At 60.9% G+C, this 13,418-nt stretch carries 8 protein-coding genes; 6 read left to right on the top strand and 2 right to left on the bottom strand.

Annotated features, from left to right (window positions below; all coding sequences use genetic code 11):
• Positions 1-176: 176 nt before the first annotated feature.
• From HOP44_RS17605 to cydC, 5 genes are all read left to right on the top strand, one after another.
• Positions 177-2,240 (top strand): S9 family peptidase, encoded by a 2,064-nt coding sequence (locus tag HOP44_RS17605; protein ID WP_172255672.1) that lies wholly within the window; start codon positions 177-179, stop codon positions 2,238-2,240.
• Between the two features lie 386 nt (positions 2,241-2,626).
• Positions 2,627-4,009 carry a cytochrome ubiquinol oxidase subunit I gene (locus HOP44_RS17600; RefSeq protein WP_172255670.1) on the top strand — a complete coding sequence of 461 codons (1,383 nt, stop codon included), beginning with the start codon at positions 2,627-2,629 and terminating at the stop codon, positions 4,007-4,009.
• Positions 4,006-5,019: a cytochrome d ubiquinol oxidase subunit II gene (locus HOP44_RS17595; protein WP_172255668.1), complete on the top strand. Its 1,014-nt coding sequence runs from the start codon at positions 4,006-4,008 to the stop codon at positions 5,017-5,019. The genes HOP44_RS17600 and HOP44_RS17595 overlap by 4 nt, the downstream gene beginning before the upstream one ends.
• A gap of 14 nt (positions 5,020-5,033) precedes the next feature.
• Positions 5,034-6,824 (top strand): thiol reductant ABC exporter subunit CydD, encoded by a 1,791-nt coding sequence (gene cydD / locus HOP44_RS17590; protein WP_172255666.1) that lies wholly within the window; start codon positions 5,034-5,036, stop codon positions 6,822-6,824.
• A complete protein-coding gene (cydC, locus tag HOP44_RS17585; protein WP_172255664.1) occupies positions 6,821-8,569 on the top strand; it encodes a thiol reductant ABC exporter subunit CydC in 1,749 nt (582 codons plus the stop codon). Before cydD ends, cydC begins: the two co-directional genes overlap by 4 nt.
• Positions 8,570-8,681: 112 nt before the next feature.
• On the opposite strand, the gene HOP44_RS17580 is transcribed toward cydC, so the two are convergent.
• Complete coding sequence (locus tag HOP44_RS17580; RefSeq protein WP_172255662.1) at positions 8,682-10,724, bottom strand: Na+/H+ antiporter; 2,043 nt, start codon at positions 10,722-10,724, stop codon at positions 8,682-8,684.
• Positions 10,725-10,803: 79 nt separating this feature from the next.
• Positions 10,804-12,183 (bottom strand): aminotransferase-like domain-containing protein, encoded by a 1,380-nt coding sequence (locus HOP44_RS17575; RefSeq protein ID WP_172255660.1) that lies wholly within the window; start codon positions 12,181-12,183, stop codon positions 10,804-10,806.
• A 225-nt stretch (positions 12,184-12,408) separates the two neighbouring features.
• On the opposite strand from HOP44_RS17575, the gene HOP44_RS17570 reads away from it, so the two are divergent.
• Positions 12,409-13,314, top strand: a complete 906-nt coding sequence (locus HOP44_RS17570) for a DMT family transporter (RefSeq protein WP_172255658.1) — start codon at positions 12,409-12,411, stop codon at positions 13,312-13,314.
• The last annotated feature ends 104 nt before the right edge of the window (positions 13,315-13,418 follow it).

Here is a 13,418-nt window from a genome sequence, read left to right as displayed (position 1 = left end):
ACCAACAGCCAATGAATCGATGGTCTCAGAACACGTTTTCGGGAAAATAAAAAAAGCCCCTCCCTTTTCGCCGGAATAAACGTCATGTCCGGTTTGCCGATCGCGGACGGTTGCTTTATCATAAAAGAAAGTTTGCCGGCTGCCCCAGGGCAGCCCCGACACAGGAGGGCTATACCATGAGCGAAAAACGCGGATTGACCGCGGAAGATCTCTACCGCTTCGTCTGGGTGGGCGCACCCGACGTCTCGAAAGCGGACGGACGCATCGTCTACACCGAACGGACGGTCAACGCAGCGAAAGACGGCTACCTTGCAAGAATCCGCATGCTTTCGCCTGACGGCTCAAAAGATACGGTGTTCACATCGGGCGAGCAGGATGCTTCACCGAGCTGGTCGCCGGACGGCAGCCGATTGGCCTTTGTCCGCAAACAGGGCGGCAAGCGCCAGGTCTGGCTGCTTCCGGCAGACGGCGGCGAAGCCCGCGTGCTGACGGATCTGCCCGAAGGCGCGGGAGACTACGCCTGGGCTCCCGACGGTTCCAGGCTGCTGGTCTCTTCGCAGTCCGAAGCGGAGCTTGGCGGCTCCGGCGAGGAAGCCCCCTATCCAGGCAGCGGATCGGGCACCGAACCGAACGCAGACGTGTCCGGACCGGACAAGCCGCTCAAAGAAGTGGTAGTCGACCGGATCCGCTACCGAGGCGACGGTTCGGGACTGTGGAACGGCAGAAGGAATCATTTGTTCGTCGTAGATGCCGCCAGCGGCGAAGCGAAGCCGGTGACCTCCGGCGCGTTCGATATCGGCAGCTTCGCCTGGTCGCCGGACGGCTCGAAGATCGCTTATACCGCCTACATTCCGGAAGACGGCGAAGACGGGACCGATCCGGACCTGCTGCTGGTAAGCGATCTGTACGTCGCGGACGCGGACGGCGGCAATCGCCGGAAGCTGACCGATTCGAGCTGGAGCGTCGGGCAGCCGGCCTTCTCGCCGGACGGTTCGAAGATCGCGTTCTTCGCAAGCGACCGTTCTTATCACAACGCGACGCTGAACCGGCTGTACAGTATCCCGGCCGAAGGCGGAGACATCGTCTGCCTGGCGGACGACCGCGATCTGCTGATCGGCAACTTTGTCGTCGGCGATATGCGCTCGGGTCTCGGTTCGCCCGAACCGCTGTTCTCCGAAGACGGCCGTTCGGTGTACGCGCTGTTCACGCGTCACGGCAGCGCCGGTCTGGCCCGCTTCGCGGCGGACGGCTCCGGTCACGAAGTGCTGCTGGAAGGCGGTCGCGACGTGTACCAATTGACGCCCGACCACCGGGGAGGTTTCGTCGTGGCGATCTCCGATCCGCTGAATCCGGGCGATCTGTACCGGTTCTCGCCGGATACGGGAGAAGAAACGCGCCTGACCGACGCCAACGGCGAATGGCTGGGCGAACAGGAGCTGAGCGCGCCGGAACCGTTTTGGGTAAAGACGAAGGACGGCTGGAACGTGCAGGGCTGGATCATGAAGCCGGTAGGCTTCGACGCGGCGGCTTCGAGTTCGGCGGGATCTCCGAAAGTGCCGACGATTCTCGAGATCCACGGCGGCCCGCATATGATGTACGGCCATACGTTCATGCACGAATTCCAACTGCTGGCCGCCAAAGGCTATGCGGTGATCTTCTCCAATCCGCGCGGCGGCCATGGCTACGGGCAGGAGTTCGTCAATGCCTGCCGGGGCGATTACGGCGGCGGCGACTATCGCGATCTGATGGAGATCGTCGGTCACGCGCTGGCGAACTACGATTACGTCGACGAGACGCGCCTCGGCGTAACGGGCGGCAGCTACGGCGGCTTCATGACCAACTGGATCGTCGGCCATACGGACCGCTTCAAGTCGGCCGTGACGCAGCGCTCGATCTCGAACTGGATCTCCTTCTACGGCGTCAGCGATATCGGACCGTACTTCACCGAAGACCAGATCGGCGGCGATCCGTGGCAGGACACGGAACTGCTCTGGAAACATTCTCCGCTCGCCTACGTGCAGCAGATGCGCACGCCGCTGCTGATCCTGCACGGCGAGCAGGACCTGCGCTGCCCGATCGAACAGGGCGAGCAGCTGTTCATCGCGCTCAAGCGCCTCGGCCGCAAGACCCGGCTGGTCCGCTTCCCGGGCGCCAGCCACGATCTGTCCCGCGGCGGCCATCCGTCGCTGCGGGTCGCGCGGCTGTCGCATATCGCGGGGTGGATGGACGAACATTTGTAGGTTTCGTTTCCCTGCCGGATCTTCTCCGCCTAGTCGCAATTCCGTATGCAAGCCTGCCGCTTCGGCAGGCTTTTTGCGTACAGTCGGAAGCTTGGGCAGTGGGCCGTGCCTGCATTTACCTCTCTCCTCCCTCCACTTCGTGATCTACCTCACATCCTCCACCCCACCAACCCTGCTATGCTAAAAAGTTTCAAATACCACATCCCTCTCCGAGAAACAATGGCTCGTTCGGGCATTTGTTTTCTTTTTCACAAAATCGACGCAAAGCTTTGACCCTTTTTTGAAACTGCTTGTTCCGCGCTCTAATCCGGCAAAAACCCCCGATATACTGAACTCAATTCATTTGCAGAAAATGAAATAGAGAGAACAGGAAAGGGGATTACCGCATGGTCGTCGATACCGTACTGTGGAGCCGGCTCGTTACCGGGCTTACGCTGTCGTTCCACGTTATATTCGCTACGATCGGAGTCGCGATTCCGCTGATGGTTGCTATCGCCGAATTCGTAGGGATCCGCAAAAAAGACAATCATTATACGCTGATGGCCAAACGCTGGACAAGGGGATTCGTCATTTCCGTGGCGGTCGGTGTGGTCACCGGTACTGCCATCGCGCTGCAGTTGGCGCTGGTCTGGCCGAACTTTATGCAGCTGGCGGGCAATGTCATCGCCCTGCCGCTGTTCATGGAAGTATTCGCCTTCTTTTTCGAAGCGATCTTCCTCGGGATTTATTTGTACACCTGGGACCGTTTCCGCAATCCGTACCTGCATTGGCTGCTGACCGTACCGATCGTGCTGGGAGCCGCCATGTCGGCGTCCTTCATCACGTCGGTCAACGGTTTCATGAACCAGCCGGGCGGCTTCGTGCTGGAAGCGGGCCAATTCATGGCGGTGCATCCGCTTCAGGCCATGTTCAACGAAGCGACGCCGTCCAAGGTATTCCACGTGCTGGCTTCCGCCTATATGACGGGTGCCGCGCTGCTGGCCGGGATCGCGGCTTTCTCCATTCTCAAGAAAGGCGCGACCGATTATGCCAAAAAAGGCCTCAAGCTAATGATGGGCGTCCTGCTGCTGTTCAGCTTTTTGACCGCGATTGCGGGCGATACGTCGGCCAAGTTCCTTGCCCAGCATCAGCCGGAGAAACTCGCCGCGGCCGAATGGCATTTCAAGACGGAGCAAGGCGCCGATCTGATCTTCCTCGGCTGGCTGAATGCGGAACGCGAGATTATGGGCGCCCTGCATCTTCCGAAAGCGCTCAGCTTCCTCGCTTTCAGCGACTTCAACGCGGAAGTGACCGGCCTCGACGAGTTCCCGGTCGACGAACAGCCTCCGCTGCTGGTGCATTATCTGTTCGATGCCATGGTCGGAGTCGGCTTCGCGCTGCTGGCGCTGTCGGCGCTGTTCTTCCTGCTTCTGCTCTGGAAAAAGCGCAATGAACTCAACCGCTGGATGCTGCGCGCGATCGTATTCGGCGTGCCGCTTGCTTTTCTCGGCGTCGAGCTGGGCTGGTTCTATGCGGAAGTCGGACGGCAGCCGTGGATGATTCGCGGCTATATGCGGGTCGAAGAAGCCGCCACGACTTCGCCGAGCATCATGATCCTGTTCTTCGCGTTCCTGCTGCTCTACATCCTGCTCGGCACGATGTGCGTATTCGTTCTGCGCCGGCTGTTCCGGGACAATCCGGCCGAAGCGGAACTTGAAAAAGCCGCCAAAGCCAAGCCGGACTCGCTGCGCAGCGAACAAGCCCAGGAAGAAGGTGACCCGGTATCATGAGTTACGAAATTCTCGGCATTTCCGTCTTGTGGATCTTTCTGTACGGCTATCTGATCGTCGCCTCGATCGACTTCGGCGCGGGCTTCTTCGCTTTCTATGCGCGTCTGACGGGCAACGATCATCTGATCAACCGGCTGATCTCCCGCTACTTGTCTCCGGTCTGGGAAATCACGAACGTGTTCTTCGTCTTCTTCTTCGTCGGTCTGATCGGGTTCTTCCCGGACGCGGCGCATTATTACGGATCGGCGCTGCTCGTTCCCGGCAGTATCGCCATTATCCTGCTCGCGATCCGCGGCTCGTTCTATGCGTTCGAGAACTACGGCTCGAAGAAAAATATCGTATTTCTGTTTCTGTACGGCGCGACCGGCCTGCTCATTCCGGCTTCGCTGTCCGTGGCGCTGGTGCTGTCCGAAGGCGGATTTATTAGCGAAACCAACAGGGTTGTGACGCTGGACTATCTGGCGCTGTTCACCAGCCCTCTGGCGTGGAGCATCGTCGGTCTTGCTCTGACCTCCGTTTTGTTTATCAGCGCGTCGTTCCTGGCTTTCTACGCTTCCCGGGCGGACGACAAGCCGGCGCTGGAACTGATGCGCGGTTACGCGCTGTTCTGGAGCACGCCGACGATCATCGCCGCGTTCACGTCCGTGCTGTACCTGAGCCAGCATAACAACCGCCATTTCCAGAACATGATGGATCTGTGGTGGCTGCTCGGACTGTCCGTGTTCTTTTTCCTGATCGTGCTGTGGCTGCTGTTCAAAGGCCGCCGCTACGGCTTGGCGTTCATCGGCCTGATGCTGCAGTTCCTGAGCGCTTTCTTCGCCTACGGCATCGGTCACTACCCGTACATTCTCGACCCGTACATCACCGTTCAGGGCGGGGCTACGCAGGAAGCGATGGGCATCGCGCTCGTGGTCGTCTTTATTGCCGGCCTGCTGCTGCTGATTCCGTCGCTGGCGCTGGTCTTCCGGCTGTTCCTGTTCGACGCGGACTATGTCAAAGGCAAAAAGTGAGGAGGCGGACGGCCATGAACACAAATAAATCCGGACGCGCAAACCGAAAAAGCGGCCTGTTGGCCGAACTGATGGCCGCGCAGAAAAAAAGAACGGGCCTTATCCGGCTGCTGACGCTCGGACTCGGGGCCGCGACGATCGGCCAGGCCGTTCTGATGGCCGGGGCGGTGCAGCGCGTATTCGTGGAAAAAGCGGTTCCGGCTTCGATGATCGCCATCTTCGCCATGCTGCTGGGCGTCATGGCTGTCCGTACGCTGCTCGCTTATGCCAACGGAAGGATCGGCCTGCGCATTGCGGCGGACGCCAAGCAGACACTGCGGGCGAAGCTGCTGCGGGCGCTTGCGTCCAATCCGCTGATTGCGTCCCGGCAGGGACAGACGGGCGGCAAAGTCAGCCTCGCCCTCGATACGGTGGACGAAGCCGACGCTTATTTCAGCCAATATACGCCCAAAATGATCGAAGCTTCGATCGTGCCGCTGCTGATTCTGGCCGCCGTCTTCGTGCTGCATGTGCCGTCGGGACTGATCCTGCTGTTCACGGCTCCTTTTATCCCGCTGTTTATGGCGCTTGTCGGCATCCGGACCCAACAGAAATCGGAAGAGAAGTTCGAACAGCTCGTCCGATTTTCCGGCACGTTTCTCGATTCGCTTCAAGGCCTGGTCACGCTCAAGCTGTTCGGGCGGGCCAAGCGGCAGGAGCGGGAGATCGAGCGAAGCAGCCTGTCCTACCGCGATGCGACCATGGACATTCTGCGGGTAGCGTTCACCAATACGTTTGCGCTGGAGACGATCGTGATGCTGGGCATCGGGATCGTGGCGCTCGAACTGGCCCTGCAGCTCGTCGTGTTCCGCAGCATGCAGTTCCACGCCGCTTTTCTGATCCTGCTGCTGGTGCCCGAATTTTATAATATGCTCAAAAATATGGGCACGGCCTTCCACGGCGGACGTACCAGCCTCGGGGCTATCCGCAATATCGAAACGGCGCTGGCGGAATCCGCAGCCGGCCGGGAATTCGCGGACAACGAAGCTGCGGACGAAATCTTCCCTGCCCTGCCGCAGGCTGCGGCGCCTTCGATTGAGCTGTGCGACCTGGACTTCGATTACGGTCCGGATACGTTCCGGCTGCAGGCCGGCTCGCTGCGGATCGAGCCGGGCCAGCAGATCGCGATCGTCGGCCGCAGCGGCTCCGGCAAGACGACCCTGCTGCATCTGATCGCGGGACTTCTTCCTCCTTCGTTCGGCGAAGTCCGGGTCGGCGGGCGCAGGCTGACTCCAGCCCAAGAAGATTCCTGGTTCCGGCATGTCAGCTATATTACGCAGCATCCGTATATGTTCACCGGCACTTTTGCCGAAAATATAGCGATCGGCGCAGGCCGCGATGTGTCGCGCGAAGAGATTGTCCGTGCCGCCGAAGCGGCAGGGCTGTCGGAGCTTGCAGCCGAGCTCGAGCACGGTTACGACACATTGATCGGAGACGGCGGCCGCGGACTGTCCGGAGGCGAGATGCAGCGTCTGGCGCTGGCCCGGGCTTTTCTGAAGCGCCCGGCCGTGCTGCTGTTCGACGAACCGACCGTCAGTCTCGATCTGCATACGGAACAGATTCTGATGCGGGCGATCGCGGAATTGTCGCGCGGGGCAACCGTGCTGACGATCGCCCACCGTCTGCATACGATCCGGCATGCGGACCGCATCTTGTTTATGCAGCAGGGTGTCTTGATCGGCAGCGGCAGCCACGACGAACTGCTGAACACGCTGCCGCAGTACGCCGAAATGGTCGATATTCAGCGCGAAGGGGTGACGGCGTGAACGAACTTTCCATTTTTGCCAAAGCGATGCTCAAAGAACGCAAAGACATTCTGCTTTCGATTCTGGGCGGGTTTTTCGCCGGAATCGCAGGGGTTGTCCTGTTCTCGACCAGCGGCTACCTGATCGCGAAAACGGTCTTCGTACCGCCGCTGTACACCCTGATTCTGCTGACTTCGCTGGTCAAAATTCTCGGTCTGGCCCGCGCGGCGAGCCGCTACGGGGAACGGCTGTTTTCGCATCGGGCCACGTTCTCCCTGCTCAGCCGGCTGCGGACCGATTTCTTCGGCAGACTGATTCCGCTCACCCCCGGTATCCTGAACCGCAAGCGCAGCGGCGACCTGCTCGCACGGATTGTGGGAGACGTGGAAAGTCTTCAGTTCTACTTCCTGCGCGTCGCCTACCCGCCGATCATTGTCGCGTCGGTCTTTCTGGCCACCGTGATCTTCGCTTCGTTCTTCTCGCTGTGGATTGCGCTGCTGCTGGTTGTCGGAATGCTGGTGACGGCTTTCGCCATTCCTGCCGCGGTGACGGTCGGGCAGCGCCGAACGAATGGACAGGTCCGCCGAAGCCGCGCGGACCTGTCCGCCGAAGCGACCGAAATGCTGTACGGCTTCATCGACCTCAAAGTCTACGGGCGGCTGAAATCCCGCGAAGAACATCTCGCTGCCGCATCCGCGGAATTGACTCAGGCCCAGCAGGCGGACGCGCTGCGTCTGCTGCGCGGACAATCGCTGCACAGTTTCATGACCTTTTTCGTTTCCTGGGGCGTGCTTGTGCTCGGCGCTTGCCTGATTGCGAACGGCTCTATGGCCGGCGTGTTCCTCGCCATGCTGATCATGGCTTCGATGACCGTATTCGACGAATCGGCGGCGATGGCGACCCTGCCCGCTTATAAGCGGGACAGCGAATTTGCCGCCAAGCGTCTGAACGAAACGTTCGCCGCCGAAGCCATAAGCGGACCGGACACGGATCCGCCGGGGAAACTGGAAGAGAACGCGGCGATCTCCGCCGAACTGGACCAGGTCGTCTTCCGGTACGCGGAAGATTGGCGGCCGGTGCTAAGCGGCGTCTCGCTTCGCTTCGAAGCGGCTTCCAAGACCGCGATCGTCGGGCCGAGCGGCTCGGGCAAGACGAGCATTCTGGAGCTGCTGCTCAAACTGCATGCGCCGACGGAAGGCCGGGTCCTTGTGAACGGCCGTCCGATCGGCGAACTAAGCGAAGAAGACCTGTGGAAGAGCACGAACGTCGTGCTCCAGCAGAGCCACTTTTTCCGGGGAACGATTCGCGAAAATCTGCTGCTCGAAGACGATACGCGGAGCGAGCGCGAACTGCTGGGCGTACTGGCGCAGGTCGATCTGCCGAATAAGCGGCTGGAGGATCCCGTACTGGAAAAAGGCGAGAATCTGTCCGACGGCGAAAAGCAGCGCCTGGCGATTGCCCGCGCGCTGCTCAAAAGCGGCAGGCTGTGGCTGCTCGACGAGCCGACCTCCTCGCTGGATTACGTGACCGAACGCCGCGTGCTCGAAGCGCTGCTGGACAAAGCGAAAGACGATACGCTGGTGATGGTCTGCCATCGCCTCGCCGGCCTGGAGCGGATGGACCGGATCGTCGTCGTGGACCGCGGCAGAATCGTGGAGCAGGGCACATACGACGGACTAATGCAGAGCCGCGGCTATTTCTACGAAATGAAGCAGATCGAGCGGCAGATGATCGGACAATCCGGCAGCGGAACCCGGGCCGTCTAACGGACCGGCCGGCTCCGGGAAACGCCGGACCGATCCGAATGACCGATAAAAAAAGCGGGCCGTCCCTGGTGGACGGCCCGCTTTTTGGCATTGGGGATTCGATCGATCGCAATTAATGCCCGAAATTCTCTTCTTCCGGCACGTCCGTCTCCAGGTAGCGGATAAACTGCCGCAGCCGGCCGGCCAGGTCGCGCGAGATCTCGCCTTTCTCGAACAGACGCTGCACATGGTCGCGCTGCTCCTGAATGGCGGAGAGACGTTCCTGCATCCGTTCTTCTCGTTCTTCGCGTTCTTCCGCGGTTTCTTCGCCCAGCAGGCCGAAATCCGTCTTCGCCAGCCGGCCGATCAGCTGGTTATAGCCGTCGGTCAGGCGCTTCGCTTCGGCCCGGTTGGAATCGTTGGTACGCTTGTCGATCGCTTCGATCGCGGCCTGCGCCATACGCGTCTTGGCCGTCTGCAGCGAACAGAACGCATGCTTGTCGGTAAGTTCCCCGCGGCGGCCGCGGGCGAACAAAGCGGCGGCAAAGCGGCCGATATCGGCCGCCGGCGCGGTAACCCGGGCTTCCAGACGGCCCGGAATGCTCTCTTCGATCCGGGCCAGATGTTCGAACACCGGAGTCGCTTCTTCCTGGCCGAGATCGCCGTCCTGCACCATCTTGCTCAGTTCCCGGCGCTGCGCGCGAATACCGGCGTACATCAGGTCGGCTTCGCGGCGCGGTGCTTCGGGATCGGAAGCGTAGGCACTCGTCGCCTCCTCCATCCGCTGCAGGTATTTCGTGAAATCGTGAATTTCGGCCGCATTGACGCCCGAACGGCCTTCGGCCAGCTCTTCCTGGCCGATCCGCTGCGCAATCGCGCTCAAGATGCGGCGCTTCAGCGGCTGCTCGGCCTGCGGCGTCTCGGCGGCTTCCTTGCCCGACAGCAGCGGCAGCAGGATACTCGCCGCCAGCAGGGTGAACAAGATGACTCCTGCCGCCAGGAACAAGATGAGATTTCGTTCGGGGAACGACACCCCTCCGTTGAGAACGAGCGGAATCGAGAACGCACCCGCAAGCGTGACCGCTCCGCGAACACCGGACAGCGCCGTCTGCAGCGCAGCCTGGAACAGCGATTTTCCGGTGCGGCCAAGTCCCCCTCCCCGGCTTGTGAAGAACCAGTAGGCATAGATCCACAGGAAACGAAGCACGATCAGCCCGACGGATATCCACGTGACATGCCACAGGGCGCCGAAGCTGCTGATCGCCGGATCCGCGAAGACCGTGCCCAGCACTTCGGGCAGCTGCAGGCCGAGCAGAACGAACACCAGGCCGTTCAGCACATAGAGGAATACCGACCAGGTGCTGTTCGAGACCACCTGGAGTTTGACCCGAACCGATTCGGCCCGATCGCGTTCGATCGCATGCACGACGCCGCCCGAGACGGCCGCCAGGATACCGGACAGTCCGAAATGCTCGGCGACCAGGTACAGCACGAACGGCGTGACGAGCTGGATCAGCACATGCAGCGTTTCGTCTTCCATCCCGAGCCGGCGCAGAAATACCCGAATCCGGATGATGACAAAAGACAGCACGGCGCCGACCAGCAGGCCGCCGATCGCGATCAGCAGAAAGCTCAGCGAAGCTTGATAGATGGAGAACGCGCCCGTCACGGCGGCGGCAACGGCAAACTTGAAGGCCACGAGGCCCGAAGCGTCGTTAACCAGCGCTTCGCCTTCCAGCAGCCGCATAATATCTTTCGGCAGTTTGATTCGCCCGGCAATCGAGCCGACCGCCACCGCGTCCGTCGGCGACAAGATCGCCGCCAGGGCGAAAGCCGCGGCCAGAGGCATCGTCGGGATAACCCAATGAATCAAATAGCCGAACACGAGAACGGTAACGAAGACGAGTCCGAGCGCCAGCAGCAGGATCGGGGCTCTTAGATTCCATAATTCGCGGCGCGGAATGATCCGCCCGTCATTGAACAGCAGCGGCGCGATGAACAGGACGAGAAACAATTCGGGCTCCAGCGGCACATGGATATGCGGCGGGAGCAGTTCGGCCGCGACACCGAGACCGATCTGGATGATCGGAACCGGCACAAAAGGCAGAAAGCGGTTGATCACGTTCGAAAGCCCGATGATCGCGAGCATGAACAGAATACTGATAAAAAGCTCCATTCGGCGTTTGCTCCTTTTTGGTGGGATAGGCAGTCACGTTCGTCGGGCGAATCCGGCAGCGGCCGAAGAGTGTCCGTGCTCAGTCGGGCGTTTGGGCCGGAGCCGAAGGCAGCAGTCGGCGTACGGCCCGCGCCAGCTCTTCGGCAACCGCGGCGACCCCGCCGGGAATATCTTCTTCGCGCACCCCGGATACGTTCAGTTTCAGCATCTCCTCGGCCGGGAAGCCGTCCAGATAATGGGCTGCGGCGCTTTCCGCGCGGATACACCGGCGGCCCAGACGTTCGACAACCGCAGGCAGCGCGGCGGCCGTCCGCGGAAGCAGATGCGTATGAATCCCTCCGGGCGAAGGCGGGGGGCCCGTGAAGACGTCCGGATACTCTTCGCGGGCTTGGCAGATCGCGGCGCCGAGCAGTTCCGAACGCCGGCTGTAGCGTGCGCGGATCTTCTCCCGGTGCCGATCGAACATGCCGCTTTTGAGATACAGTTCCAGCGCGGCCTGCGAGAGCATCGAACTGTCGATGTCCAGCAGCTGCTTGTAGCGTCCGAACGATTCGGACAGTTCGCGGGGCAGCACGGCCGCTCCGACGCGCAGTCCGGGGAACAGGATTTTCGAGTAGCTTTTCAGATAAATCGTTCTCTCTTCCCGGTCGTACGCATACAGCGGATCGGACTTGGCATCCTGCTCCAGATCGGCCATATAATCGTCTTCGACCAGATAGACGCCGTACCGGGCGGCCAGCTGCACAATCCGCTCTTTCTGACGCCGGGTATACGAACTGCCGAGCGGATTGTGGAAGCGCGGAATCGTATAGAAAAATTTGATCCGCCCTCCGCGGAAGATCCGCTCCAGTTCATCCAGATCGATACCGTCGGCATCCCGGCGGATGCCGACGGCGGGGATGCGGTGAGCTTCGAGATACGCGATAAACAGCGGATAAGTCGGCTGTTCGACCAGCACCGTCTCCGCTCCTCCCGGAAACGGCATGCCGGCCAGCAGCGTCAGCGCCTGCTGCGCACCGGAAGTGATGAAGATGCGCTCGGGCTCCGCAAATACTTGATACCCCGCCAGATGGCGCTGCATTTCCCGGATCAGCGAAGGCAGTCCCCGGGGCGTTCCGTATAGGAACAGATCGTTCCGATAGGTGTCGATCGCTTTGTTCAGACACTGTTGAAAATCGAGGTACGGGAAAATTTCGGGATCCGGCGCGGAATGGGCCAAATCGATCGTCCGGCTGCGCCGCTCCGTCTTCGCGGCCCGGCCGAGCACATAATAGCCGCTTTTGGCCGAAGCGTAGATCAGATGGGTGCGTTCAAGTTCCGACAGGGCGCGGATCACCGTACTCTTGCTGCAGACATACCGTTCGGAAAGGGTCCGAATCGAAGGGATCTTGTCTCCTTCCTTCATGGAACCTGCGATCATCCCTTCCAGCTCGTTCAGCAGCTCCATATATTTGTACATGCTGCGTCTCCCCCTATCTGTACCGGTACAGATCATCATTATGTCTATTGTAGCATGCCGGGGCGATGTTTAGAATAAAAAGTGCAGATGCGGCCGCACTGCCTGCCGAGATCGTACGGATCCGGGAATGCCCGGCGTTTCCCGATCTCCCGAGTATCCGGATAAACGCCGGCTCCGTACCCGCTTTCGTCCCTCGGACATTTACGCTTCGGAGGTTGACTGCCCATGCCTACCCGGCCTGCAAATCGGGCTTACGCGGCCGCGATTCTGAACGCGCTGATTATCGGATTTTCTTTTTTGTTCGTCAAAATCGCGCTCCAAACCGCCGACCCGCTCGATATTCTCGCTTACCGTTTCCTGTTTGCGTTTGCCGCCGCTTCCCTGTTTGCTTTTCCCAAGCGCAGCGGCCTGCGCAAGATCCGCAGCGGCGCCCTGCGCATTCTGCCGGTCACGATCTTCTACCCCGTCGCTTTTTTCAGCCTGCAGACGTTCGGCCTGCTCTACGCTTCCTCGGCCGAAGCCGGCATGATTCAGGGCGCGGTGCCCGTGTTCACGCTTATTCTCGCCGGACTTATGCTCGGCGAACGGTCGAGCTCCATGCAGAAAGTCTTTACGCTGCTGTCCGTCATCGGCGTCGCCTGCCTGTTCGCAGGCCGGGAAGGCGCGGCTTTCTCCGCCAGCCTGATCGGCATCGGGCTTCTGCTTGGCTCCGCTTTCTCGCAGGCCGGCTATAACGTGCTGGCGCGCAGGCTGAGCGGAAGCTACAGCCCCAAGGAACTGACCTATTTCATGAACCTGCTCGGCTTCGCCACGTTCGGGCTGCTGGCGCTGATTCGTCATGCTTCAGCCGGCACGCTGCCGGAACTTGCCGCGCCGCTCGCTTCGCCTTCTTTTCTGGCCGCGGTGCTCTACCTCGGCGTCCTCTCTTCGCTGGCGACTTCGTACCTGTCCAATTACGCGCTGTCGCGGATCGAAGCTTCCCGCATGAGCGTATTCGGCAGCCTGTCCGCCGTCGTCGCGCTTGCAGCCGGCGCGCTGCTGCTCGGCGAACAGGTCGGCCCGGCCGCTCTGGTCGGCGCGGCGGCCATTCTGGCCGGCGTCGTCGGTTCCGCGCTGGCCCGGCGCCGCTAGACGGTCCTGCGCATCAATCGCAGCAGAAACGCCTAACCAAAAAAGCCTTCCGAGACCGCTTCTGCGGCCAACGGAAGGCTTTTCGAATAGAAAAAGCAGGGCGG

It is taken from the genome of Saccharibacillus deserti (assembly GCF_013618475.1).
Lineage (GTDB): Bacteria > Bacillota > Bacilli > Paenibacillales > Paenibacillaceae > Saccharibacillus > Saccharibacillus deserti.
This window is presented reverse-complemented; position numbering and strand designations above follow the sequence as displayed.